20 protein-coding genes are annotated in these 24,285 nt (G+C 71.4%); 5 read left to right on the top strand and 15 right to left on the bottom strand.

Annotated elements, in window-relative coordinates; genetic code table 11:
- Positions 1-69: 69 nt before the first annotated feature.
- The gene (locus HQK15_RS06300) at positions 70-420 is read right to left on the bottom strand and encodes a sterol carrier family protein (RefSeq protein ID WP_173490529.1); all 351 of its coding nucleotides are present in this window, start codon (positions 418-420) and stop codon (positions 70-72) included.
- A gap of 96 nt (positions 421-516) precedes the next feature.
- Between HQK15_RS06300 and HQK15_RS06295 the strand changes: the two genes are divergently transcribed.
- Complete coding sequence (locus HQK15_RS06295) at positions 517-3,399, top strand: fibrinogen-like YCDxxxxGGGW domain-containing protein (RefSeq protein ID WP_173490528.1); 2,883 nt, start codon at positions 517-519, stop codon at positions 3,397-3,399.
- Between the two features lie 20 nt (positions 3,400-3,419).
- On the opposite strand, the gene purL is transcribed toward HQK15_RS06295, so the two are convergent.
- The 4 genes from purL to HQK15_RS06275 all read right to left on the bottom strand — a co-directional run bounded on the left by purL (position 3,420) and on the right by HQK15_RS06275 (position 7,818).
- Positions 3,420-5,690, bottom strand: coding sequence for a phosphoribosylformylglycinamidine synthase subunit PurL (purL, locus tag HQK15_RS06290; RefSeq protein WP_173490527.1), 2,271 nt, complete (start codon positions 5,688-5,690; stop codon positions 3,420-3,422).
- A 114-nt stretch (positions 5,691-5,804) separates the two neighbouring features.
- Positions 5,805-6,884, bottom strand: a complete 1,080-nt coding sequence (locus tag HQK15_RS06285; protein WP_173490526.1) for an NADH:flavin oxidoreductase/NADH oxidase — start codon at positions 6,882-6,884, stop codon at positions 5,805-5,807.
- A gap of 37 nt (positions 6,885-6,921) precedes the next feature.
- Positions 6,922-7,086: a hypothetical protein gene (locus HQK15_RS06280; RefSeq protein ID WP_173490525.1), complete on the bottom strand. Its 165-nt coding sequence runs from the start codon at positions 7,084-7,086 to the stop codon at positions 6,922-6,924.
- 3 nt (positions 7,087-7,089) lie between these two features.
- Entirely contained in the window at positions 7,090-7,818 is a 729-nt protein-coding gene (locus HQK15_RS06275) for an ABC transporter (protein ID WP_173490524.1), read from the bottom strand.
- Positions 7,819-8,035: 217 nt separating this feature from the next.
- On the opposite strand from HQK15_RS06275, the gene HQK15_RS06270 reads away from it, so the two are divergent.
- Positions 8,036-10,354 (top strand): hypothetical protein, encoded by a 2,319-nt coding sequence (locus HQK15_RS06270; RefSeq protein ID WP_173490523.1) that lies wholly within the window; start codon positions 8,036-8,038, stop codon positions 10,352-10,354.
- 75 nt (positions 10,355-10,429) lie between these two features.
- The gene (locus HQK15_RS06265; protein ID WP_173490522.1) at positions 10,430-12,811 is read left to right on the top strand and encodes a hypothetical protein; all 2,382 of its coding nucleotides are present in this window, start codon (positions 10,430-10,432) and stop codon (positions 12,809-12,811) included.
- Here HQK15_RS06265 and HQK15_RS06260 read toward each other — a convergent pair.
- Both HQK15_RS06260 and HQK15_RS06255 read right to left on the bottom strand, forming a co-directional pair.
- Positions 12,808-13,440, bottom strand: coding sequence for a hypothetical protein (locus HQK15_RS06260; protein WP_173490521.1), 633 nt, complete (start codon positions 13,438-13,440; stop codon positions 12,808-12,810). The genes HQK15_RS06265 and HQK15_RS06260 overlap by 4 nt on opposite strands.
- 59 nt (positions 13,441-13,499) lie before the next feature.
- Complete coding sequence (locus HQK15_RS06255; protein WP_173490520.1) at positions 13,500-15,605, bottom strand: acyltransferase family protein; 2,106 nt, start codon at positions 15,603-15,605, stop codon at positions 13,500-13,502.
- Between the two features lie 63 nt (positions 15,606-15,668).
- On the opposite strand from HQK15_RS06255, the gene HQK15_RS06250 reads away from it, so the two are divergent.
- Positions 15,669-16,496: an EamA family transporter gene (locus HQK15_RS06250; protein ID WP_173490519.1), complete on the top strand. Its 828-nt coding sequence runs from the start codon at positions 15,669-15,671 to the stop codon at positions 16,494-16,496.
- Between the two features lie 33 nt (positions 16,497-16,529).
- On the opposite strand, the gene HQK15_RS06245 is transcribed toward HQK15_RS06250, so the two are convergent.
- From HQK15_RS06245 to HQK15_RS06230, 4 genes are read right to left on the bottom strand one after another with little or no spacing between them, the layout of a single operon-like run.
- On the bottom strand, positions 16,530-17,390 hold the full coding sequence (locus HQK15_RS06245) for an Fpg/Nei family DNA glycosylase (RefSeq protein ID WP_173490518.1): 861 nt from the start codon (positions 17,388-17,390) through the stop codon (positions 16,530-16,532).
- 3 nt (positions 17,391-17,393) lie between these two features.
- A complete protein-coding gene (locus tag HQK15_RS06240; RefSeq protein WP_367649076.1) occupies positions 17,394-18,461 on the bottom strand; it encodes an alpha/beta hydrolase in 1,068 nt (355 codons plus the stop codon).
- 37 nt (positions 18,462-18,498) lie between these two features.
- Entirely contained in the window at positions 18,499-19,824 is a 1,326-nt protein-coding gene (locus tag HQK15_RS06235; protein ID WP_367649075.1) for a cation:proton antiporter, read from the bottom strand.
- A gap of 28 nt (positions 19,825-19,852) precedes the next feature.
- The gene (locus tag HQK15_RS06230) at positions 19,853-21,034 is read right to left on the bottom strand and encodes an Nramp family divalent metal transporter (RefSeq protein WP_217361504.1); all 1,182 of its coding nucleotides are present in this window, start codon (positions 21,032-21,034) and stop codon (positions 19,853-19,855) included.
- A gap of 132 nt (positions 21,035-21,166) precedes the next feature.
- Between HQK15_RS06230 and HQK15_RS06225 the strand changes: the two genes are divergently transcribed.
- A complete protein-coding gene (locus HQK15_RS06225; RefSeq protein WP_173490516.1) occupies positions 21,167-21,595 on the top strand; it encodes a hypothetical protein in 429 nt (142 codons plus the stop codon).
- 63 nt (positions 21,596-21,658) lie between these two features.
- Here HQK15_RS06225 and HQK15_RS06220 read toward each other — a convergent pair whose 3' ends face one another.
- The 4 genes from HQK15_RS06220 to HQK15_RS06205 form a co-directional block, all read right to left on the bottom strand.
- The gene (locus HQK15_RS06220; RefSeq protein WP_217361355.1) at positions 21,659-23,053 is read right to left on the bottom strand and encodes a DEAD/DEAH box helicase; all 1,395 of its coding nucleotides are present in this window, start codon (positions 23,051-23,053) and stop codon (positions 21,659-21,661) included.
- A gap of 187 nt (positions 23,054-23,240) precedes the next feature.
- Positions 23,241-23,522 carry a GNAT family N-acetyltransferase gene (locus HQK15_RS06215; RefSeq protein ID WP_173490514.1) on the bottom strand — a complete coding sequence of 94 codons (282 nt, stop codon included), beginning with the start codon at positions 23,520-23,522 and terminating at the stop codon, positions 23,241-23,243.
- Between the two features lie 14 nt (positions 23,523-23,536).
- The gene (locus tag HQK15_RS06210) at positions 23,537-23,755 is read right to left on the bottom strand and encodes an SCO4848 family membrane protein (protein WP_173490513.1); all 219 of its coding nucleotides are present in this window, start codon (positions 23,753-23,755) and stop codon (positions 23,537-23,539) included.
- Between the two features lie 29 nt (positions 23,756-23,784).
- Positions 23,785-24,279, bottom strand: a complete 495-nt coding sequence (locus HQK15_RS06205; RefSeq protein ID WP_254450675.1) for a winged helix-turn-helix transcriptional regulator — start codon at positions 24,277-24,279, stop codon at positions 23,785-23,787.
- Positions 24,280-24,285: the final 6 nt, after the last annotated feature.

The raw sequence follows: 24,285 nt of genomic DNA, 5'->3' as shown, positions 1-24,285 counted from the left end.
CCCTCCGCGACGATCGTAGCGGCAGGTCCCCCTGCGGTCACGGGTTTTTTGCTACCGATCTCGTGACGTTCAGATGACGTCGAGCGGCAGGAGGTGCGACAGGTCGGACCGCTCCCCCGAGGCCCGGATCGTGGCGTCGGACCAGGCGAGACGCCCCCGCCCGAGCGCGATCCAGGTGAGGGGGTCCATCTCCACGACCGCGGGCGGCGTGCCGCGGGTGTGGCGCGCGCCGGCGATGCACTGGACCGCGGCGAACGGCGGGATGCGCACCTCGACGCTGGCTCCCGGTGCGCGGTGCACCAGCAGGGCCGCGAGGTGCTTGGTAGCCGCCTTCAGGTCCTGGCGGGACGGATCGCCGGCGTCGAGGCGCGCGCAGATCGCGGCGAACTCCTCGTGCGTCAGCGGGGTGTGGCGGGCCATGCGCCCAGCCTAGTCACGGATTCGATCGCCCTTTCGCGTCATACCGTCTCCACCGGATCCTCTTCATCCCTGCACCCCCATCGCAGAGAGACCCCCATGACTCGTCGTGCCCGCATCGCCAGCCTCGTGGCGGCCGCAGTCGCATCGGTGACCCTCGTGGCCGTCGCCGGCTCCCCCGCCGAGGCCGCCGTCGTCCACGACGGCAGCTCGCCCGAGCGCGCGGCCGCCTCGTGCTGGGAGGTCAAGAAGAACGATCCCGACGGCGGCAGCGGGCAGTACTGGCTCGTGACCCCCCAGCTGCAGGCGCCGACCCGCTTCTACTGCGACCAGGCCACCGACGGCGGCGGCTGGGTGCTGGTCGCACGGGGTCGCCACGGCTGGGTCGAGGGCGGCGACGGCCGGGGCAGCACGACGTCGGTCGCCTCCCCCGTCTCGGGGCCGTCAGCCTTCTACGCCAAGCAGCTGCCCGGTCGGACGATCGACGCCCTGCTGGGTGGCGGCCGGGTCGACGGCCTCGCCGACGGCATCCGGCTCCAACGGGCCACCAACCAGGCGGGCACGGCCTACCAGGAGGTGCGGATCCGGCTGAAGTCCCGCGACCGCTGGACGTGGGCGCTTGCCGCCGACCCCGGCATCCCGGTCTCGTCCTACTCGGTCAACGGCACCACCACCGCCAAGTCCCAGTACACCCGCGACCTGACGATCGGCTCGGACTCCCAGCGCACCTGGACGGCGAACACGTCGACCAACAACTACGTCCGCGGCTTCCTCTACGGCAAGAACGGCCCCGCGGGATCGACGAGCGACTCGAGCTATCTCTACTCGACCGTCGCGGGCGGTCAGTACGCCTCACCGTTCACCCGGGTCTGGCTGCGTCCCCGGACCCTGACGTCCTCGATGACCTACCCGGCCGTGCCGGCGAGCGGCACCCCCGCCCAGGCCGCACCGGCGATCCCCGAGTCGGGCGCGCTCCCCCAGCCGTGGGGCGTCACCGGTCTCGGCAAGGGCGGCTCGCTCTACTACGCCACCGAGGTCTCGGCGTTCGCCCAGATCGGCAACCGTGTCTATGTCGGCGGCAACTTCACCACGGTTCGCCGCTCCGACGGGAGCGCGTCGGCGAGCCAGCCCTATCTCGCTGCGTTCGACGCGACGAGCGGCCAGTGGATCTCGTCGTTCCGGCCGCGACTCAACAACCAGGTCAAGGCACTCGCAGCGCTGCCCAACGGGCGGCTCGCCGTCGGCGGCGAGTTCTCCACCCTCGACGGCAAGGCTGCCACCGGCCTGGTCGTCGTCAGCGCGACGACCGGCGCGCGCTACTCCGGCTTCAAGGCCACGATCGGCCAGGGCACCAAGGGCGCCAAGCGCTGGGTGCGCGCCCTCGACGTCTCGGGCTCCCACCTCTACGTCGGCGGCGGCTTCACCAGCTACAAGGGCGGCAAGAGCAGCAAGAGCTACTCCTTTCGCAACATCCTGCGTGTCAGCGCCGCCACCGGGGCACCGAGCACCGGGTGGCGACCCAACCTGGGCTCGGGCATCGTCCAGTCCAACGGCAAGCGGTCCCTGAGCTCGAGCGTCCTGTCGCTCGACGTCTCCGACGACGGCTCCCGGGTCTACGCCGCCGGCCAGTTCCAGCAGGGCTACGTCGGCGACGACGGCAGGTCGGCGGTGTCCAAGCCGGGAGCCGCAGCGATCAAGACGTCGACACCGGCGACCTTCCAGTCGTGGTCGGTGAAGTCCAGTACGTCCGCCCCGCGCAACCGGTACCAGCAGACCGTCAAGCGGGTCGGCAGCCGGGTCTGGCTCGGTGGCAGCCAGCACAGCTTCTTCTCCTACACCTCGTCGAGCCTGGGCCTGTCGGCCAAGAACATCACGCTCAGCGGTGGCGACCTGCAGGCGACGGCGGCCCAGGGCGGCGTCGTCTACGGCTCCTGCCACTGCAACAACTGGAACTACAGCGGCACCTCGCGCTACGACTCGCCGCGCGCCTCGGGCTACACCCAGGTCGACCGCATCGGCTACCTCGGCGCGTGGAACGCAGCGACCGGCGCCTACTACCCGCAGTTCGCGCCGACGTCGAAGATGCGCAACGGCGAGGGGCCGTGGGCCCTGCTGTCGGCCAGCGACGGCACCCTGTGGGCAGGCGGCGACTACCAGAGCGTCGTGGGCCGCGACGGCTCCGCCCAGGTCACGCAGGGCTTCGTCCGCTTCGCGATGCGCCCGCACACCCCGCCCGCCGCCCCCACCGGCCCGCGTGCGTCGGTGTCCGGCTCCACCGCGACGGTGTCGTGGACGGCGTCGGCCACCAGCGGCGTCTCCTACGAGATCCTCCGAGACGGCAAGGTCGTCGAGATCGCCGACCCGGGTGCCACGTCGGTCACGGTGAGCGACTCCGCGGCCGGTGACCGCTTCTTCGTCCGCGCCACCGACGGCGTGGGCAACCGCTCGGCCTCGACCTCAGCCGTCACCGCTGCGGCCACGTCGGCGGGCACGACCACGCTGATCGGCTCAAGTGCCTACTGGGCCTACTGGTTCCAGTCACCGTCCCCCGCCTCCGACTGGAAGACCAGCACCGACGACGCCGGCTGGACCTACGGCCAGGCTCCCCTCGGCTTCGGGGCACCGGGGCTGCAGACGTCGCTGGCCCGGCCCGCCGGAGTCGAGCGTGCCTACTTCCGGCGATCGCTCGACATCGACGACGTCTCGGCCTACTCCAGGATCATCGTCAGCACCCGCGCCGACGACGGGGCCGTGGTGATGGTCAACGGCGAGGAGGTCAAGCGCAGGCGGGTCACCGCAGGCGTCGTCCCGGCCGACTCGGCCGTGTCGACGTCAGCAGCGGTCGGCGAGGCGTGGACGTTCGAGATCCCGTTGTCGCTGCTGCGCGACGGCAAGAACCGCATCGCCGTCGACGTCCGCCTCAGCGGCACCTCGACCGCCGACATGACGCACCAGCTGACGGTCACCGGCACCCGCAAGTAGCAAGCCACCGCCGGGCCGGCTCAGGCCAGGTGCGCACCGAGCACCGCCGGCAGGGTGGCCTGCCAGGCGGCCTTGAGATCGGCGACCGCGACGCTGAGCTGGCCCTCGACGACCAGGTCGGCTCCGCCCGTACGACCGACCGACGCCAGCTCGACCCCGTGCTTCTGCGCCAGGGCGACGAGCTCCTCGTGGCGATCCTCGGCCACGACGACCATCGCCCGGGCCGACGACTCGCTGAACAGCTCGAGGAACGGATCGTCCAGGTCGACCGTGACACCGACGCCGTGACGGAACGCCGCCTCGGCCAGCGCGACGGCGAGCCCGCCGTCGGAGAGGTCGTGCGCCGACTCGAGGATCCCGGTCTGCGCGGCCTCGACCATGAGCCCCGCGAGGGCCTGCTCGGCGGCGAGGTCGACGACCGGCGGGAGGCCGCCGAGGTGCCCGTGGACGACATCGGCCCAGGTCGACCCCGAGAGCTCGTCGCGCGTCTCGCCCAGCACCAGCACGTGGCTGCCCTCGGCCACGAAGCCCTGGGTGATGCGCTGGCGGACGTCGTCGATGACGCCGAGGACGCCGACGACGGGCGTCGGGAGGATCGGGGTCTCGCCGGTCTGGTTGTAGAACGACACGTTGCCGCCGGTGACCGGGATGCCGAGCACCGCGCAGGCGTCCTTGAGGCCGTGCGTCGCCTGCTCGAACTGCCACATGACGTCGGGGTTCTCCGGCGAGCCGAAGTTGAGGCAGTCGGTCACCGCGAGCGGCAGCGCGCCGGTGACGGCGACGTTGCGGTAGGACTCCACGAGGGCGAGCTGCGCTCCGACGTAGGGATCGAGCTTGGCGAAGCGACCGTTGCAGTCGGTCGAGACCGCGACGCCGAGGTGGGTGTCCTCGTCGATGCGGATGACGCCCGCGTCCTCGGGCTGGGCCAGCACGGTGTTGCCCTGCACGTAGCGGTCGTACTGGTCGGTGACCCACGACTTGTCGGCCATGTTGGGAGACGACACGACCGCCACGAGCTGGTCACGCAGCTCGTCGCCCGTGGCAGGGCGTGCCAGCCGGCCGGCGCCGTCGGCCTGCAGCTCGTCCTGCCAGGCCGGACGGGCGAAGGGCCGGTTGTAGGTCGGGCCGTCGTGCGCGACCGAGCGGGGCGGGACGTCGACGACGGTCTCGCCGTGCCAGTCGATGATCAGGCGGTCGCCGTCGGTGACCTCGCCGACCACGACGGCCTCGACGTCCCACTTCTCGCAGATCGCCATGAAGGCCTCGAGGTGCTCGGGCTCGACGACCGCCATCATGCGCTCCTGCGACTCGCTCATGAGGATCTCCTCGGGCGAGAGGGTCGAGTCACGCAGCGGGACCGTGTCGAGCTCGACGTGCATGCCGCCGCTGCCGGCCGAGGCGAGCTCGGAGGTCGCGCACGACAGGCCCGCGCCGCCGAGGTCCTGGATGCCGTTGACGACCTTGGCCGCGAACAGCTCGAGGGTGCACTCGATGAGCAGCTTCTCCATGAACGGGTCGCCGACCTGGACGGCGGGACGCTTCGACGGGCCGGTCGACTCGAACGTCTCGGACGCGAGCACGGACACACCGCCGATGCCGTCGCCGCCGGTGCGAGCGCCGTACAGGACGACCTTGTTGCCGACGCCCGACGCGAAGGCGAGGTGGAGGTCCTCGTGTCGCAGCACACCGACGCACAGGGCGTTGACCAGCGGGTTGCCGACATAGGTCTCGTCGAAGACGACCTCGCCACCGACGTTGGGCAGGCCGAGGCAGTTGCCGTAGCCACCGACGCCGGCCACGATGCCGGGCAGGACGCGACGCGTGTCATCGGCGTCGAGGGGGCCGAAGCGCAGCGGGTCCATGACCGCCACCGGACGGGCGCCCATCGCGAGGATGTCGCGGACGATGCCGCCCACGCCGGTCGCCGCGCCCTGGTAGGGCTCGACGTAGGACGGGTGGTTGTGCGACTCGACCTTGAACGTCACGGCGTAGCCCTGGCCGATGTCGATGACGCCGGCGTTCTCGCCGATGCCGGCGAGGGTCTTGCCGAGCGGTGTCTCCTGCGGCAGGTCGCCGAACTTCTTCAGGTGGACCTTGCTCGACTTGTAGGAGCAGTGCTCGCTCCACATGACCGAGTACATCGCCAGCTCGGCGCCCGTGGGGCGACGGCCGAGGATCTCGCGGATGCTCGCGTACTCCTCCTCGCGGAGTCCCAGCTCGGCCCAGGGCTGCCCCTGGTCGGGGGTGCTGGAGGCGTGGGCAACGGTGTCGAGCTGGCGGGCTGCAGTCACGTACCGAATCCTATCGGTCCCTGCGAGCCCGCCGACCGGCGCACATCGAACCGCGAGTGGCGCAGATGTGGACGACTCGCCGTCTCATTTCCTTCATCCTGCGCCACTCGCGGTCTAGCGCCAGGCTCCGCGGGCGTGCTGCGGCGGGTAGGGCGCATCCTGCGGCGCCACACCGAGCTCGTGGGCCGCCCGCAGGGGCCACGCCGGCTCACGGATCGCGACCCGGGCGAGCATCACGGCGTCGGCCGACCCGTCGGCCAGCACCTGCTGGGCCTGCGCGGGCTCGGTGATGAGTCCGACCGCGACGGTCGGCAGCCCGCTGTCGCGACGCACCTCGGCGGCGAACGGCACCTGGTAGCCCGGTCCCACCGTGATCTTCTGGTGAGCGACCAGCCCGCCGGACGACACGTCGACGAGGTCGACACCGTGGTCCTTGAGGATCGCGCCGAGGCGCGCGGACTGCTCGACGTCCCACCCGCCGTCGGCCCAGTCGGTCGCCGACAGCCGGACGAAGAGCGGCTTGTCGTCGGGCCAGACGGCACGGATGGCGTCGGCGACCTCCACGACCAGGCGGGTCCGGGCCTCGAACGAGCCGCCATAGCCGTCCGTGCGCTGGTTGGCCAGGGGCGAGAGGAACTGGTGGAGCAGGTAGCCGTGCGCAGCGTGGATCTCGACGACGTCGAACCCGGCCTGCTCGGCCCGGGCCGCCGCCTCGGCGAACGCCCGGGGGATCGCTGTGATCTCGTCGACGTCGAGCTCGGCCGGCACCACGTAGCCCTCGAACGCGACGGCCGACGGCCCCCGTGGCTCCCACCCGCCGTCGGTCGCCGGCACCGTGCCCGCGGCCCCGCTCAGGCCGTAGGTCGATGCCCTGCGGCCGGCGTGGGCGAGCTGCATGGCCGGCACCGCACCTTGGCCGCGGACGAAGTCGGCGATCCGCCGCCACGGAGCGATGTGCTCGTCGGACCAGATGCCGACGTCCTCCGGGCTGATCCGCCCCTCCGGCACCACGGCGGCCGCCTCGGTCATGACGAGACCGAAACCGCCGGTCGCGTGCTGGCCGAGGTTGACCAGGTGCCAGTCGGTGGGCATGCCGTCGCGGTCGAAGGCGCTGTACTGGCACATCGGTGCGAGCCAGATGCGGTTGCGGGCGGTGACGCCGCGCAGGGTCAGGGGTGCGAAGAGAGCAGTCACACGAGAGGCAACGGACGAGTCGCCCCGACCATTCCCCTCAGAGGCCGAAGCCGTAGCGGATCAGGAAGTCACGGTCGGTGTCGCGGCCGCCCTCGGGGTCGGGCACCGGCTCGGTGTCGCAGGAGGTGACGGTGTCCTCGAGCCGCACGCGAGCCGGCAGCCGCGAGAAACGGTTGCTGCGGGTCTGCGGGACGTCGATCATGGCTCAGTCCACGTCGGGCGCGGCAGTGACGAACGGCTCGACCGCGGGTCGGCGCCGTCCACCCGGAAGACGTCCGGCCAGGGCACCGAGCGGCTCCACCGCACCGCTGAGCACCGTGACCGCGCTGTTGAGGGTGGGGATCGCGTGCCCGAGGGCCTCGAGGCGGGGCACGATCGCGTCGAACGTCGCCCCCAGCGAGATCAGCTGGTCGAGGGTGCCGCCCGGCGCGAGGAGCTTCTCCAGGATGCCGTCGTCAGCCAGCAGCTGCTCGAGGAGCCCGTCCTCGGCCAGCACCCGGTCGAGCGCGCCCTCCTCGGCGAGCAACCGGTCGAGCGGGCCGCCCGGCGCGAGGAATCGGTAGAGCGGACCGTCCTCGGACAGTGCCCGGTCGAGCGGTCCTCCGGCCTCGAGCAGCCGGACGAAGGGGCCGTCCTCGTCGGCCATGCGGTCCAGCAGGCCGTCGCGGGCCAGCGCCTTGCCGATCGGCCGGTCGTCCGACGTGAGGTCGGCAAAGGTGTTGGCCAGCCCGATGGGCCCCCGCTCGTCCGCGAGGATCCTGGCCAGCTGATCGAGCAGTCCACCCTCGGCGAACAGCTGTGCGAAGCGGGTCGCGTAGCCGCCCTCGCGCAGGATCGGACCGTTGGGCGAGGCCAGCTGGCCCAGACCCAGGGTCGCCTGGGTGGCAGCCACCGTGACTCGCAGGGGCAACAGGGCGACTCCGCGAAGATCCATGCCGGAAGCGTAGGACCTTGACACTCCCGATGTCACGATCTGGCGGGCCGAATGTCGCGACATGACCGTCGGGTCTATCGTTTGAGGCGTCCAGGGGCCGGACGAGAAGAGCGGAACGATGTCGGAACCGAGGAACGCGAAGCCGGCTGGCCCATGGCCGGCTCCGTTTTCGGCCGCGTTCATCTCCCAGGCCCGACAGCTCCTCGAGCGCCGGTCGGTGCTGGTCATCGTGGGCCCGCTCGGCGGGAGCCGCAACCGCCTCGCTGCCGACGTCGCCGGAGTGCCGGAGGGCCCCGTGTGGACCCGGCACGTCGCACGTCTCGGCGAGGACGACCTGCGCTTCTTCGCCGTGCAGCAGCTGCTGACCGGCCTCCACCTCGACCACACCGACACGGTCCACACGGCCGAGGCCGAAGTCCGACAGATCCTGCGCGGCCTCGTCGAGGTCGCGCCGGTGCTCATCATCGCCAACGCCGACCTGTGTGATCCCGAGAGCATCGAGGTGCTGATCCGTCTCTCCGCCACGGGCGACATCCGCCTGATCGCCACGCTCACGCCCGAGACCGTCTCCGAGCAGCAGCGACTGCTGTCGGTCGCCGAGGTCATCGACATCCCGCCGCTGGACCGTCCCACCATCAGCGAGCTGCTCCGGCTGCGATTCGGAGCAGCACCACACCCGACCGTCGTCGAGCTGCTCGTCGAGCGCACCGAGGGCTCCTACGGCGTCATCCGCGAGGTCAGCGACGCCGCGTTCGACTCCGGGATGATCGTTCCCGTCGAGGGCGTCCTCGTCGTGAACCCTGCCGGCTCCGCCGCCACGGCCGACCGGCTGGCCGGCCTCTGGGCACCCCCCGTGGTGGAACGACTGGGAGGCGGCGACGCGGTCAGCGACGTCATCCACCTGACCGCGCTGCTGGGTGAGCTCGACCTCGAGGAGGCGCGGCGCCACCTCGACGACGACACGATCGACGGCGCCCTGCGTCACGGCACGCTGCGCACGCTCGGGGCCGGACTGGCGTTCACGTCCCGGGCCGAGTCGACGTTCGTCCAGCGCACCATGCCGCGTGAGCGACAGATCGAGCTCTTCGACCGGTTCGCCGGCGTGCTGACGTCGTCGCTCGAGCGTCCGGGGGTCGCCCTGCACGCAGCCGACTGGTGGCGCACCGCCGGACGCCTCCTCCCGGTCGAGCTGGCCGGGCGCGCGGCCCGTGAGGCCAACCTGTCCGGGCGTCACCGCCGCACCCTGGTCTACACGCATCCCGACCACAACGAGTCGGGGATCGTCGTCGAGCCCATCGAACGCGCCTTCGCGCTGGTCGAGCTTGGCGACACCACCGCCCTGAGCGAGATGTTCGCGTCGCTGGAGCCGAGCGAGCTCACCGAGGACGAGCTGCTCCCCTATCTGCGATGGACCTCTCGCCTCGCCTCCGGCCCGGTCCGGGCACGGCTGGTGGACCAGGCGATCGCGGCGACAGACCCCGAGGAGGCGCGGCGACGCGCGGCCGTGAACACGCTGGCCGGCCTGCTCGAGCGAGCGTTCTTCGAGGGCGGGGACGAGCTGACCCACCAGCTGCGCACCCTCACGTTCTCCGGCCGGCTCTCGCCTCACAACCAGGCGGCGGCCTTCACCGCGCTGTCGCTGGTGCAGAGGCACTCAGGACACCCCGTGCAGGCGGTCGAGTCGGCCGAGTTCGCCCTGCAGATCCTGCTCCAGTGCCCCGAGACCGTCAGTGCCTTCCACCTCGACGTCACTCGCGAGTGCCAGATCCTCGCCCTGATCTCGGCCGTCGACCTGGCCGGTGCCGAGCAAGCGATCCAGGCCTACTCCTCGGGCATCTTCGGCCACGCCGGCAGCGGACGGATGACCACGGCGCTGCGGGGGCTGCTCGAGCTCTTCCGCGGCGACGTCCAGCAGGCCCTGGTCAACGCCCGCCTCTGCCTGGCGGGGCTTCGACGTCACGACCCGCACCAGATCCGCGGATGGGTCGAAGGCATGCTCGCCCAGATCCTCGTCCAGGTCGAGCGCCCGGACGAGGCCCGCGAGATGCTCGAGATCTCGACGAGCCACCCGGCGGACCGGGTCCAGCACGACCTCGAGCGGCGGATCACGCAGGCGTGCGCCCACGACGCGCTCGCCGAGCCCGAGGAGGCCCTGGTCATCCTCGCCGGGGTGATGGACGAGGCCCGCGAGCGCGGTCTGCGCCTCTCCGAGATCGACGCTGCGGTCCTCAGCGTGCAGATCGGAGGCCCGCCCCACCTGCCCATGCTGCTGCAGGCCGTCGACGGGCTCGTCGACCCGTCGGGCACTCCGGCGATCTGGCAGCGCTTCGCGTGGGCAGCGCGTGACTACGACATCCCAGCCCTGGCAAAGCTTGCCGACGACCTGCACGAGCGTGGTGCCCACCTGTTCGCTGCCGAGGTCGCGCAGTACGTGCTCGACATGGCTCGCCGCAAGACCGATCTCGATGCTGACACCCGGTCCCACCTCCAGCAGCTGGCCGATCCCATGTCGCACCGCCACGTCGACCGGACCTGAGCAGGTGGGTGACGGGGACCCAACATCTGCCCTAGCCTTCTGGCCGGGGCTGATGAGACGGGAACGGGGCTCGCCGTGAATGCACACCAGGCCGCTCGTCGGTGGCCCCCCGCCTTCTCCGACGATGTCGTCGACGCGGCCCGTGCGCTGCTCGAGCGGCGCGGCGTGCTGCTGATCGTCGGTGCCCCGGGGTCGAACCGGCACCGCCTCGGCCGTGCCGTGGCGGAGACCGCCGACGGCGTGGTGTGGCAGCACGCCTGCCGTCACGACGACGGCGAGCGGGCCGGTCGCACCGTCGCTCGCCTGCTCGCGGCGCTCGGGGGCGATCCGTCGACGCCACCCGAGCAGGTCGCCTCGACGCTCGCCGAGCTCGTCCGCGCCCAGGAGGGGCCATGCCCCGTCCTGCTGCTGGGCGATGCGGGATTCGCCGACGAGGAGAGCATCGACGTCCTGGCCGACCTTGCCGTCGCCCGCGACCTGTTGATCGTGCTCGCCGTGACACCTGAGGCCGTGGCGGCCGTCCCGCGCCTCGCGGCGATGTCCGAGCGGGTCGACCTCGATCCCCTCGACCGGACGACGATCGAGCGTCTGCTCCGGGCGCGACTCGGCGCGATCCCGCACGACGTGCTCGTCGGCTTCGTGGAGGAACGCTCCCAAGGGTCCTACGGCAGCCTCTGCGACATCGGTGACCTGCTCGACGAGGCCGGTGCACTCGTCCGCGCCGAGGGGGTGGTCATGGTCGACCCCGAGCGCCTCGAGGCCTTCCGGCTGGCACTGCCGCACCGGCGGCGGCCGCTCTCGGCCGAGCGACTCGGAGGGCGTCCCGAGACGGTGACGCTCGTCGACCTGGTCGCGCTCATCGGCGAGGTCGACGCGACGGAGGCCTCCGCCTGCCTCGACCCTGCCGTCATCGCGTTCGCCGTGCGCCACGGCGCCCTGCGCCGACGTGACGGCGTCCTCACGATGCTCGACGCCCTGGAGGCCGAGGCTGTGGTGGCCGCGATGTCAGCCGCCCGCATGTCAGAGCTGTGGCACGCGTACGCCGACCGGCTGGAGATCTCGATCCACCGGCCCGAGAGCGTGATCCGGACGGTCCGTTGGTGCTCGGCGAGCGGCGTGAGCGTGGGTCCCCGGCTGGCGCGACTGGCAGCGCGCGAGGCCAATCGACGGGGTCTGTACCGCCGCACGGTGGAGTTCACGGCGCCCGGCCGGACGACGGCGGACCCGCTGACGACGCAGCAGGAGCGCGCCCACGCCCTCATCCAGGTGGGCGACCTGGACGGTCTTCGCGCCCTGCTCGCCACCCTGGACCCCGCGCAGGTGCCCGAGGACGAGCTGCTGCACCTGATGCGCTGGGCGACCCGGATCGTGACCGAGGAGGAGCGACAGCTGCTGCGGGAGCGCGCCGTCGGGCCGCACCACGACGCACCGACCCGGCGCCGCCGGACGATCGTGGTCGAGCTCGCCGAGCTCTACACGGACGCCTTCTCCGAGACGAGCCCCGAGATGATCAGGACGGTGCGCTCGCGGACCCTGTCGGGCGACCTCTCCCCCGTCAACGAGGCGCTGGCCCATGCCGTGCTCGCCGCCTTGCTGCGCCATGCCGGCCGGCTCGCCGAGGCCGTGCACTCAGGACGCATCGCCGTGGCGATGCTGGAGTCTCCCGAGATCGACGCGAGCGCTGCCCTCATCGACCCCGTCCGCGAGATCCTGTTCATGGCGCACCTGTCGGCCATGCAGCTCGACGACGGCCAGGACCTCCTCGACCGCTATCAGGCCCACTGCGTCCGCTACGGGCTGGGCGGACGACTCGGGCTCCTCATGGCCGGCCTCCTGGCCCTGATGCGCGGCCGCCCCGACATGGCGCTGGCCAATGCCCAGCTCTTCCTGACCCGGTCCGCCGAGAGCGACGCCCTGCGGTTCCGCGGCTGGGTCGAGGCCGTCGCGGCCCACGTGCTCGCCGTCCTCGGGCGCCACGAGGAGGCATCGGCGCTGCTCGCCTCGTCCGAGGCGCATCCGGTGCACCAGCGACGGCAGAACGACCTCGACCGGCGCCTGGCGCAGGCCCTGGCCCACGACGCACTGGCAGATCCCGAGCGGGCGCTCGAGATCCTCGAGGACCTCGCCGACGAGGCGCACCAGCACGGCCTGCTCACGATCGAGGTGGACGCCCTCGGCGTGGCCGTGCTGATCGACGGGCCCCGGATCGGGCCACGTCTGCTCGCCGCAGTCGACGACGTCGTCGACCCGACGGGCACGCCGGCGGTGTGGCAGGCGTTCGCCCGCGCAGTCGTCGCCTACGACTTCGCCGCGTTGTCGGAGCTGGCTCACCGGCTCGCCGCGGAGGGCCATCCGCGCTTCGCCGGCCGGGTGGCCCAGTTCGCACTCGACGCAGGGCGCCGCGCCACGGACCTCGACGACGCCGCCCGGGCGTCACTGACCGAGCTGGCTCCCTAGATCGAGCCGGCGATCGTGCCGACGAGCGAGAACAGCGCGACGACGATCGAGATCGGCACCAGCCAGAGCGCCGCCACCGTGAGCGTGACGCTCGTGCCGATCTTGGGCGGGCCGAAGTACTTCGCCCGCGGCAGGTCTCCGACGCCCTCGATCCAGCGGCCAGTCATCGTGGCGCCCTTCCAGACCCCCCGGAGCCGGGTGAGCAGGCGCCACCCCTCGCCACCGGCGATCTGCGACAGCGCCCCGCGGGTCTCCTCGACCTTGTCGGTGAGGCTGATCATGATCGCGAGCTCGGTCGCCAGCTGATCAGGCTCCCGGACGGCGGCGAGGACCCGTGCCCGCCGCGCCCAGAAGGCGACCGACACGGCCAGCATGACGATCCCGAAGGCCAGGATGACGAACGCCACGGCGCCGTCGGCCAGGACCCCCAGCACCAGCGTCATCAGCACGAACGGGACGGGCAGCGACCCGACGACCGCGGTCGGGATGCGCATCAGCCGCACCGCCACGGAGATCATCTGGGCGGCCCTCGCCGCGACCTCGGTCGACTGTCCGTCGACCCGCGACGCGAACCCACCCGCTGCGGCGTTGGCCTGTGACCCCATGCCGCGGACCCGTCTGAACATCATGTCTTCATCGTACGGACCACCGACTCCTCTCGGGCGCACCGATCAGGCACGGTCGACGGTCAGGGCGAGGTGGGCAGCACCTTCAGGTCACGGAGCGCGGCCTCGACCCGCGCGTCGAGGAACGGAGCGAGGGTGCGGACGTAGGTGCTGGTCAGGTGGGTCTGGTCGCGATAGACCGAGACGCCTCCGATGACCGACGGGCACCGGGTGTCGGTGCAGTAGTAGTCGGTCATGTCGAGGAGGGTCGCCCGGTCGCTCATGGCGACCGCCTCCGCGTTGCCGTCGAAGCGGCGCAGCCCGTAGGCCCGGGTCGTGCCGCACCGCTGCGGGTCGCTGACGCCGTAGCGCTCGACGCACTGCGCGTTGTTGTCGGTGCTGCGCGGGTTGTCGACGATCGCCACGACCGGCGCGTCGGTCTGCTGCCAGGCGTCGACCAGGCCCTTCACGATCGTCTCGTCACGGTCGAGCCCCTCGGGCCTGTCGGTGATGCCGAGGCTCGTCGCATGGGTCGCCAGGACGGCGTCGTAGGTGTCGGTGGTGGTGCGCAGGTGGTCGGCCAGGTTGGCCTGCCAGGCGCGGCAGCTCGACTCCTGCACGTCACCGTCGAGGTCGATCGTGGCCGTCGTCCAGTAGCAGCCGGCGTGACCGGCGACGTCGATGCGCCAGTTGTTCTTCTTGGCGATGTACTTGTAGGCCTCGAGCAGCGCCGCGGTGTGCGAGTCACCGACGGCGAACAGGTGCAGGTCGAAGCCGCTCTTGGGCCCGAACGTGCAGATGTTGAGCTTCTCGACGCCATGGGTGGCCCAGCAGTCGTTGAAGCTCGGATCGTCCTCGGCGGCCATGGCCGGGTCGACGACCGTGAGCGGCTCGAGCTCGGGATCACCGCAGCCGGTGGCGTCGGCATCGATCGCCGCGGCGCCCAGGCACGGCGGCAGCTCGTCGAGGACCGCGGCCGCCGCCCGGATCTCGTCCTGGCGCTCGCCCTCGACGTAGGCCCGCCCGGAGTAGGCGACGACGAGCACGGGGATCATCGCGACCAGGACGCCGCCCAGCACGTGCGACGAGCGCAGCCGCGGGATCGACCAGAAGCGGACGGGCTCCTCGAAGCAGGTCGTCGACAGCCACGAGAGCACCAGTGCACCGACGAGGATGAGGATCTTCTCGACGCCCGTGAGCGGGTGGAGCGTGATGATCGGGACCATGACGATCAGCGGCCAGTGCCACAGGTAGAGCGAGTAGGAGATGCGACCGAGCACCGCGACCGGTGCCAGCTGGCCGACCCCCGTCATGAACGTCGGGGCACCCCAGCGCAGGATGACGGCCGTGCCGACGACGGGGAGCACCGCGGCCCATCCGGGGAACTCGGTGCTGCCGTCGATGACGAACATCGAGGTGAGGATCGTGACCGTGGCCACGGCCGTCGCGATGCCGACCACCAGGCGTCCGCGGCGGGTCAGCGTCACGAGCAGCGGGGGCGCGAACGCCGCGACGCCGCCGAGGCCGAACTCCCACGCCCGCGTGAGCGTCGAGAAGTAGGCGGTGCCCGGGCTCGCCGAGCTCAGGTGGAGCGAGTAGACGAACGACGCGGCGGTGACGACCACGAGGACGCCGAAGATCGCGCGGTACTTGTCGAGGACGAACGTGCGCGCCACGAGGATGGCGACCATGATCACCACCGGCAGCCCGACGTAGAACTGCTCCTCGACCGAGAGGCTCCAGAAGTGCTGGGACGCCGACGGCAGGTTGTCGGCGCCGAGATAGTCGACCGAGTCGCCGGCGAGCTTCCAGTTCTGGACGTAGAGCGCTGACGCGATGATCTCGGAGAAGAATCGCTCCTGCAGGCTCCGCGGCACCGCCACCAGCACGGTGACGGCGGTGACGAGCAGCACCAGCAACGACGCCGGCAGGAGCCGCCGCGCGCGGGCCGCCCAGAAGCGACGGAGCCCGATCGCACCGGTGCGGTCCACCTCGCGCGCCAGGTGGTCGGTGATGAGGAAGCCGCTGATGACGAAGAAGACGTCGACGCCGACGAAGCCGCCCGGGAGGAAGTCGGGCCAGAGGTGGTAGACCACGACCGACGCCACCGCGAGCGCGCGCAGTGCCTGGATGTCTGCCCGGAGGACGTGGCCACCGATCATGCGTCGGTTCGACCGGTGCTGTGCCACCGCGCCATTTTACGTGCCGGTCCCATGACATCGCCCGGCGACATGCGCCCTAGGCTGCATCCCGTGGCCATCGTCCTGTCTCTCGTCTCGGCGTTGGCCTACGGCGTGTCCGACTTCTTGGGCGGGATCTTCGCCAGACGGGCGTCCGCGTGGCAGATCGCGGTCGTCGGTCAGTCGTCCTCCACGGCGTTCAGCCTGCTCGCCGCGATCGTGGTCGGCGGGTCCCCGACCGGGCGCGACCTGGTGTTCGGGGCGCTCGCCGGACTCGGCGGTGGATTCGGTGCCGCGTTCCTCTACCGAGGCCTCTCCAGCGCCCGGATGGGGGTCGTCGCACCGATCTCGGCGATCGGGACCGCGCTCATCCCGGTCGCGGTCGGCCTCGTCACCGGCGACCGGCCGTCCGAGACCACGCTGATCGGCCTGGTGCTCGCCTTCCCGGCCATCGCCCTGATCTCCCGGGTGGTCGACGACAACCCTGCGCATCGCGGTGGCGTCGTCGACGGCGTACTGGCGGGCCTGGGGTTCGGGCTGCTGTTCGTCTTCCTCGGCCAGATCGGCGACGATGCGGGGCTGCTGCCTCTCGCGCTGTCGCAGCTGACCTCGATCCTCAGCGTCATCATCACGGCGCTGCTGCTACGTCAGGCGTGGGTGCCCCGCGACCGAGCCGCCTGGGGTGCGGTCGTCATGGGGCCGCTGGGCGCGCTGGCGCAGGGCGCGTTCCTCTATGCCACGCACCACGGCCTGCTCTCGGTCGTCTCGGTGATCTCGTCGCTCTACCCCGCCAGCACGGTGCTGCTGGCCGCCGTCGTGCTGCGCGAGAAGATCCACCGCTGGCAGGGCGTCGGTCTCGTCTTCGCCGCCCTGGCCGTCGGGCTCGTGGCCGCCGGCTGACACCACCACGGTCTCGGACCAGCCCAGCGGGACCTACTTGAGGAACTTGCTCGTCGTCCGGTCCTTCAGCGGCTTGCCGCCGGTCTGGCACGTCGGGCAGTACTGCAGCGACGACTGGGCGTACGTCACCTCGAGCACCGTGTCGCCGCAGACCGGGCACGCCTCGCCGGCCCGACCGTGGACCCGCATGCGGGTCCGCTTGTCGTCCTTGAGGTCCTCCGCAGGCTTGCCGCGGGCCTCCTCGACAGCCTCACGCAGGACGTCCTGGACCGCGGCCTCGAGCCGGTCGACCTCGTCGTCCTTGAGCGACTCGGCGATCGCGAACGGCGACAGCCGTGCCGCGTGCAGGATCTCGTCGCTGTAGGCGTTGCCGACCCCGGCGATGATCTTCTGGTCGCGCAGCAGGCGCTTGACCTGCATGCGGCGGTCGAGCAGCGGACGCAGCTCGAAGCCCTCCGCGAGCGGGTCCGGCCCGAGCGCCGCGATGCCCGGGACCTCGCTGGGGTCGTTGACGACGTACATCGCCAGGCCCTTGCGCGTGCCGGCCTCGGTCACGTCGAAGCCGACGCTGGGCCCGTCGCCGCGGTCGAGCCGCACCCGGGCCGCGATCGCGCTGGCACCGAGCTTGAGCCGGGTCTCGGGGAGCCGGTCCGACCACCGCAGCCACCCGGCCTTGGCCAGGTGCACCACCACGTGGATGCCGCTGACGTCGATGTCGATGAACTTGCCGTGCCGGGTCACTCCCGTGACCTCGAGGCCCTGGAGCGCCGAGACCGGCGGGGCGTAGGTCTTCAGGACCGAGAACGACGCGAGCTCGACTCCCGCCACGACCGCCCCGGTCAGCTCGCGGTCGAGGAGCTCGACCAGCGCATTGACCTCGGGCAGCTCGGGCATGGGTCAATCATCGTGCTTGGCGAAGAAATTCTCCATGGCCGGCCAGGTCGTGCGTCGCGCGGCACGACCGGTCAGCACCCCGAGGTGGCCTCCGGGCGCCTGCACGAGCTGCGCGTCGGGCGATCCCGTCACGAGGTCGAGCAGGTGCTGGACGGCCGCAGTGGGCGCCAGCGTGTCGCCCAGCCCGGCGACGACCAGGACCGGGACGTCGATCTTGGCGAGCTCGACGACCCGTCCGGCGAGCTCCATCGTGCCGGTCGCGAACTCGTTGGTGCGCATGACGACGTGGTAGAGCTGCCCGAACGTCCGGCCCGGGTAGGCGTACATCTGGCCCATGAACTCGTCGACCGCCTCGAGCTGCGCGAGGAAGTCGCGGTCGTCGGCGTGGGTCAGCATCGCGACGGGCTTGGTGAGGTACTTGTCGAGGCTCGAGACCTGGAAGCCCAGGCGGGTCAACGGCGCCGGGATGCCGCCCATCGCGCGATAGGCCGGTCCGACCAGCGGGCCGGCGACGCGGTCGAGGGGACGGGCCAGGGCGAACAGCGGCACCTGCCGCAGGTCGAACGGGCTCGCGACGGCGGTGGCAGAGGCCAGCGGCAGCTCGGGGTGGGCCGCGGCGGTGAACATCGTGAAGATGCCGCCCAGGCTCCAACCCGCCAGGTGGACCGCGTCGACCCCGGCGTGCTCGGCCGTGGCCTCGACCGCTGACGGGACGACCGAGTCCACCCAGTGCTCGATGCCCAGGCCGCGGTGGGCGAAGTTCACGGGCCCGTAGTCGGCGAGATAGACCGGCCGACCCTGCTGGACGAAGTACTCGATCAGGCTGCACCCGCGCCGCAGGTCGAACGCGATCGCCGGGGCCGCGAGAGGCGGCACCAGCAGGACGGGACGACCGCGCACCGGGATGCCCGGCACCGCGTTGTAGCGGTAGAGCGTGAACGACGCCCGCCGGTCGACGATGTCGCGCGGCATCCGCCGCAGGTCGGCGATCGGCTTGCGCTGGATCTTGTCGGACAGGTTGGTGCGGGCCGCCCCGAGCTTGCGAGGGAGCCCGACGATCGGGAGTGCCACCCGTCGAGTGTCCCAGAGGCGGGTCGGGCCCGCCGCGTCATCCTCCTGCGGCGGACTCCCGGTGACGGTCGAGCCACCGCATCACGGGGGTCGCCGTGACGCCGTGGAGCACGACCGACACGGCGATCACGAACCCGACCGTCGACCAGATGGTGTCGGCCCCGACGAACGTCTCCTGCCCGGTCGCGTAGGCCAGGTAGAAGATCGAGCCGATGCCGCGGATGCCGAAGAAGGCGGTCGCGAGCCGCTCGCGCGGCCCCAGGTGCACGTCACCGACGCGGTCACGCGGACGACTGCCGATGCGCAGCGCGATCCACGCCGTCACCGGACGGACGACCAGCAGCAGCACGAGCCCGAGCGCCGCGCCGCGCCAGCTGAGCGAGTCGAGCAGCCCCCCGGAGATCGCGACGCCGAGCAGCAGCAGGACCACGAGCGTCAGCAGCCGCTCGAGCCGCTCGATGACCTGGTGCATCAGCGCGTGGTAGTCCGCGCTCCGCTCCATCGAGCGCAGCGTCATGGCACAGGCGAACACCGCGAGGAAGCCGTAGCCATGGACGACCTCGGCCGCGCCGTACGAGAGCAGCACCGCGGCGATCGCCAGCAGCGGCTCACCCGTCTCGGCGGTCCGGACCGACGGCCTCCGTGAGTGGAAGGCGCCGCGCGCGAGCCCCCAGCCGACGAGGATGCCGGTGCCAGCGCCGACCACCGTCATGCCGATGACGTCCCACGCGAACCACGTCACCCCGTAGTCGGCGACCGAGCTCGCGCCGACGACCAGGATCGCCAGGTGCACGAACGGGAAGGCCAGCGCGTCGTTGAGACCTGCCTCCGACGTCAGCGCGAACCGCACCTCGTCGCCCTCGTCGATCTCGGCCTCGTCCTCCGCGTCGGTCGTGGGGCCCTCGACCTGGACGTCCGACGCGAGCACCGGGTCGGTCGGGGCGAGTGCAGCGCCGAGCAGGATCGCCGAGGCCGGCGCCAGGCCCAGCACCCACCACCCCAGCCAGGCCGTCGCCGCGATCGACAGCGGCATCGCGATGGCGAGCAGGCGCCACGTCGTCCCCCACCGCCGCCACGATGCCCACGACCGCAGGCTGAGCGGACGGTCGAGCGCGAGCCCCACGCCCATCAGCGAGATGATCACCGTGAACTCCGTGAGGTGCTCGATCACCGCGCGGTCGTCCGTGGGCGTCAGGCGCACGGCGTCCGGCAGCGGCAGGAGACCCACGAGGACACCGAACCCGAGCAGCACGACCGGGGCCGAGAGGGCCGCGGTCCGCAGCGCGTACGGCAGGATCACCGCGAGGAGGAGCGCCAGCCCCGTCAGCAGGTAGACGGCGTCGGCGCCGAACAGGTGATCCACCTGTCCTGACTACCCGATGCGTGGTGGCTCAACCCGTGAAGGTCAGCCAGAGCAGCGAGACGTTGAGCACGACGACGATCGCCGCGACGACCCAGGCGGCCACCGTGGTGCCGCGCCGGTTGACGTGCTCGCCCATGACGTCGGGGCGCGAGGTCAGGACGACCAGCGGGACCAGCGCGAAGGGGATGCCGATCGACAGGACCACCTGCGACACCACCAGTGCCCGGCTGGGCTCGGCTCCGAGCCCGAGGACGACGAGCGCCGGGATCAACGTGACGACGCGGCGGAGCAGGATCGGGAGGCGTACGCCGAGCAGCCCCTGCATCACCTCGGCGCCCGCGGCGCTGCCGACCGACGTCGACGCAAGGCCCGAGCCGAGCAGCGCGACCGCGAACAACAGGGCGACACCGGCGCCGAGCTCGGAGGTCACGACCTCGTGGACGCCCTCGAGCGTGTCGGTGCCGGGCAGACCCTCCAGGCTCGTCGCGGCCACGACCAGCAGCGAGAGGTTGAGCACGCCGGCGAGGATCAGCGCCAGCACCACGTCCGTGCGGGTCGCGGCCAGCAGCTGCCGGACCGTGTGACCGTCACCGCGTGACCCGAGCCGTGACGTGGTGAGGCTCGAGTGGAGATAGATGACGTGGGGCATGACCGTGGCCCCGATGATGCCCGAGGCCAGCAGCACGCTCTCGGACCCCTCGAAGGTGGGGATCAGACCCTGTGCGAGTGGCCCGGCGGACGGCGGGTCGATGAACAGGCCGGCCATGAAGCCGACCGCGATCAGCAGCAGGAAGCCCATGATGACCCGCTCGAGGGCGCTCTGGCCCCGCAGGTCGCCGATGCGCAGGATGAGCATCGCCACCGCCGCCGTGATGACCGCGCCGACCATCAGGGGCAGGTCGAAGAGCAGGTTGAGGGCGATCGCACCGCCGACCACCTCGGCGAGGTCCGTCGCCACCGCGATGCCCTCGGCCTGCAGCCAGTAGGCGATGCGCGGGCCCCGGGGGAGCTTCTGCCCCATGTGACCGGCCAGCGACGTGCCGGTGACCATGCCGAGCTTGGCCGAGAGGTACTGCACCAGGACTGCCATGACGTTGGCCATCACCACGACCCACACCAGCGTGTAGCCGAACTCGGACCCGGCCGTCACGTTGGTCGCGACGTTGCCCGGGTCGACGTAGGCCACCGCGGCGATGAACGCCGGGCCCAGCAGGCCGATCCGCGGCAGACGATCCTTCACGAGCATGCGCACCAGCATCCCGCATGGGCTGCACGCCACGTACGCCCGGCCACGCGTGGACGACGCGCCCGGCCGACGAGGTCGTGCACTAGCGTGATGTGCATGGCTGTCGCAATTCGTCCCAAGCTCGTCGAGAACTCCCAGCAGTTCCTGCACCCCGGCGAGACCGTCGAGGCGGTCATGGTCGGCCAGCGCATCAGCGGGTGGTGGGGGCTTCTCACCTATCTCTGGGTGTTCTGGAACCGGTTCGAGGCCGTCATCGTCACCCAGCACCGCATCCTGGTGCTCGACACGGGCCGATGGACGATGGGGACGCCCCGATCGGTGCTGCGCGAGCTGCCGCGCGCGACGCGCATCGGACCGGCGAGCGGTCTGTGGTGGAAGTGCCTGTCGCTCGGCGACAAGCTCTACATCCACCGCCGGTTCCACAAGGACGTCGCCGCCGCGGACGCCGCGCTGCCCCCAGGGCAGGTCCGTCAGGCACCGCCGCCTCCGGTCGGAGCACCGCCTCCGCCGCCTCCCGGGGCCTAGACGACGAACGGCGCCAGCTCCGGTGCGTGACCGGGAGTGGCGCCGTCGTGGATCGTGCGGGTCCTAAGAGGAGGAGTAGACGCGGGTCGAGCCGCCGCTTCCGCCGCTGCGACGGCGTCCGCCGCCACCGCCCCGGTTGCCGCCGGAGCCCTGCGGGCGTCCGCCGCCGTTGCCGCGGAAGCCACCCTGCGGGCGACCTCCACCACGGTTGCCGCCGCCACCGGAGCCACCGCGGCCACCGCCACCGTTGCCGCCGGAGCGGGCGCCCTGACGGACGGTCGATGCGTGCGGGGCCTCGGTGCCGGCACCCGACAGGGCGTCGACCGTCATCGGCGACGGCGCGGTGCGCGCGTCGTGGTGGCGAGCCGTGACGCCAGCCTTGTTCTGCAGCTGGATGACGTCGCGGAGAGCCTCGGGCGTCGTCATCGTGACGACGGCTCCGGACTCACCGGCGCGCGCCGTCCGGCCCGAGCGGTGCTGGTAGGCCTTGTGCTCGGCGGGCGCGTCGTAGTGCACGACCAGGCCGATGCCGTCGACGTGGATGCCGCGGGCGGCGACGTCGGTGGCGACGATGACGCTGGCCTTGCCGCTGCTGAACGCCTCGAGGTTGCGCTCGCGGTGACGCTGCGACAGGTCACCGTGCATGTCGACGGCCTCGATGCCGTTCTGCGTGAGCTGCTTCGCCAGGCGCATGGCTCCGCGGCGCGTGCGGGTGAAGACGATGCTGCGCGGATTTGCGCGGAGCAGGTCGAACGCGGCCTTGGACTTCTCGGTCGCGGCGCTGACCAGGACGTGGTGCTCCATCGTCTCGACCGCGCTCTCGCCGGAGTCGAGCTCGTGCAGCACGTGCTGCGGCAGGTGACGCTTGACGAGCTTGTTGACGTCGCCGTCGAGCGTGGCCGACAGCAGGAGCCGCTGGCTGCGCTCGTTGGTGCGACCGAGGATCGCGTCGATCGGCTTGTAGAAGCCGAGGTCGCACAGGTGGTCGGCCTCGTCGAGGACCGTGATCTCGATGTCGTCGAGCGTCATGCAGCGACGGTCGAGCAGGTCGGTCAGACGACCCGGGGTGGCGATGACGATGTCGACGCCGTTCTTGAGCGTGTTGATCTGCTTGTTGATCGGCACGCCGCCGTAGACGGTCGTGAGGCGCAGGCCCATCTTCTGGGCGAGCGGCTCCATCGCGGTGCGGACCTGGGTGGCCAGCTCGCGGGTGGGCAGCAGGATCAGGCCGCGCGGGGCCTTGGGACGGCTGGTGCGACCGGCCAGGCGGACGAGGACCGGGAGGCCGAAGGCCAGGGTCTTGCCGGAACCCGTGCGGGCACGGCCCAGCACGTTCTTGCCGGCGAGGGCGTCGGGGATGACCGCCAGCTGCACCGGGCTGGGGTTGACGATGTCCTGACGCGCGAGCGTCGAGACGAGCGACTGGGGAAGGGAAAGGGTGGAGAAGGTGGGCAGCACAGGGCTGCCGGCAGGCTGATTCAAGGAACTCACAGACGTTTCGGGACGGTGCCCGCAAATATTTCGCGCCACCGGATCGGCAGCGCTACTTCGTCGGGCCGGAACAGCGCAGAATTGCGCGTTCACGTGTTCACATACTAGCAGTCGGTTGGCGGGATCAACGATTCCGACCGGTGTGACGGGCCTCTCAGGCCAGCAGGTCGGCGTAGTCCTGGTGCTTCTCGACGAAGCGGGCGACGTACGGGCAGACGGCCTTGATCTTCTTGCCACGCACCCGGATGTCGTCGAGAGCACCCGCGACGAGCTGGGACGCCAGCCCCTGCCCCTCGAACTGCTCGAAGACCACCGTGTGCGGGAAGACGACGACGTCGCCGTCACCCTCCTTGGCCTCGGTGAAGCCGGCGAGGATCCCGTCGACGAGGATCTCGTAGCGCTGCTCGTCGGTGTTGTGCACGACCTTGTTCGTCATGATGGGGTCAACGCTCAGACGAGCGCAGCGATTCCCACGACGCCGACGGCGATGCCGAGCACCATGGAGATCGTCACGAGGACGAGGTGGACCGTCAGGAACGTCGTCGCCCTGCCCGCCTCGTCGCGAGCACGGGGGTCCTTGACGACGCGGCGCAGGAACTGCGGCCAGATGACGAGGTTCCAGAGCCCGGCCACGATCAGCAGGACGGCGACAGCCACGGGGAGATCCATGTCCCGGATTCTTCCAGCCCCACACCGCCTCAGGCGGGGGTGGGCCCGACGAGACGCTCCCGGGTGGACTTCCAGGGCTTGTCCCAGCTGACGTCGGACGGTCGCAGCGGCTCGCCGCACTCGCTGCAGGTGTCGGCGGACGTCGTCTCCTGGCCGCACACCTCGTGGATCACGGCCATGTGCGAGCCACCGACCGGCATCGGGGTGTGCTTCTCGGCCCAGATCGAGACGGCATGCATGATCGGCAGCAGGTCCGCCCCGGCCTCGGTCGCGACGTACTCGCTGCGGGTGCGGCGCTCGTCGCGATAGTCGACCTTGCGGAGCAGCGCCTCCTCCACCAGCAGACGGAGCCGGCGGCTGAGCACGGCGTCCGAGATGCCGATGCTGTCGCGGATCTGCTCGAACCGGGTCCGGCCGTGCAGCACCTCGCGCATGATCAGCATGATCCACGGGTCGCCCAGCACGTCGAGGCCCCGGCGGACGGGGCAGAGCTCCTCGGACCAGTCCGATCGCAACGGCATCATGCACCT

Source organism: Aeromicrobium stalagmiti, from assembly GCF_013283745.1.
GTDB lineage: Bacteria > Actinomycetota > Actinomycetes > Propionibacteriales > Nocardioidaceae > Aeromicrobium > Aeromicrobium stalagmiti.
The sequence above is the reverse complement of the archived record's forward strand: the minus strand, read 5'-3'. Positions and strand labels throughout refer to the sequence as shown.

Excerpts from the sequence above, each read along its gene's own strand:
- HQK15_RS06300 (WP_173490529.1), bottom strand. The coding sequence starts at position 420 with ATGGCCCGCCACACCCCGCTGACGCACGAGGAGTTCGCCGCGATCTGC.
- HQK15_RS06295 (WP_173490528.1), top strand. The coding sequence starts at position 517 with ATGACTCGTCGTGCCCGCATCGCCAGCCTCGTGGCGGCCGCAGTCGCA.
- HQK15_RS06280 (WP_173490525.1), bottom strand. The coding sequence starts at position 7,086 with ATGATCGACGTCCCGCAGACCCGCAGCAACCGTTTCTCGCGGCTGCCG.
- HQK15_RS06275 (WP_173490524.1), bottom strand. The coding sequence starts at position 7,818 with ATGGATCTTCGCGGAGTCGCCCTGTTGCCCCTGCGAGTCACGGTGGCT.
- HQK15_RS06260 (WP_173490521.1), bottom strand. The coding sequence starts at position 13,440 with ATGATGTTCAGACGGGTCCGCGGCATGGGGTCACAGGCCAACGCCGCA.
- HQK15_RS06245 (WP_173490518.1), bottom strand. The coding sequence starts at position 17,390 with ATGCCCGAGCTGCCCGAGGTCAATGCGCTGGTCGAGCTCCTCGACCGC.
- HQK15_RS06225 (WP_173490516.1), top strand. The coding sequence starts at position 21,167 with ATGGCTGTCGCAATTCGTCCCAAGCTCGTCGAGAACTCCCAGCAGTTC.
- HQK15_RS06215 (WP_173490514.1), bottom strand. The coding sequence starts at position 23,522 with ATGACGAACAAGGTCGTGCACAACACCGACGAGCAGCGCTACGAGATC.
- HQK15_RS06210 (WP_173490513.1), bottom strand. The coding sequence starts at position 23,755 with ATGGATCTCCCCGTGGCTGTCGCCGTCCTGCTGATCGTGGCCGGGCTC.
- HQK15_RS06205 (WP_254450675.1), bottom strand. The coding sequence starts at position 24,279 with ATGATGCCGTTGCGATCGGACTGGTCCGAGGAGCTCTGCCCCGTCCGC.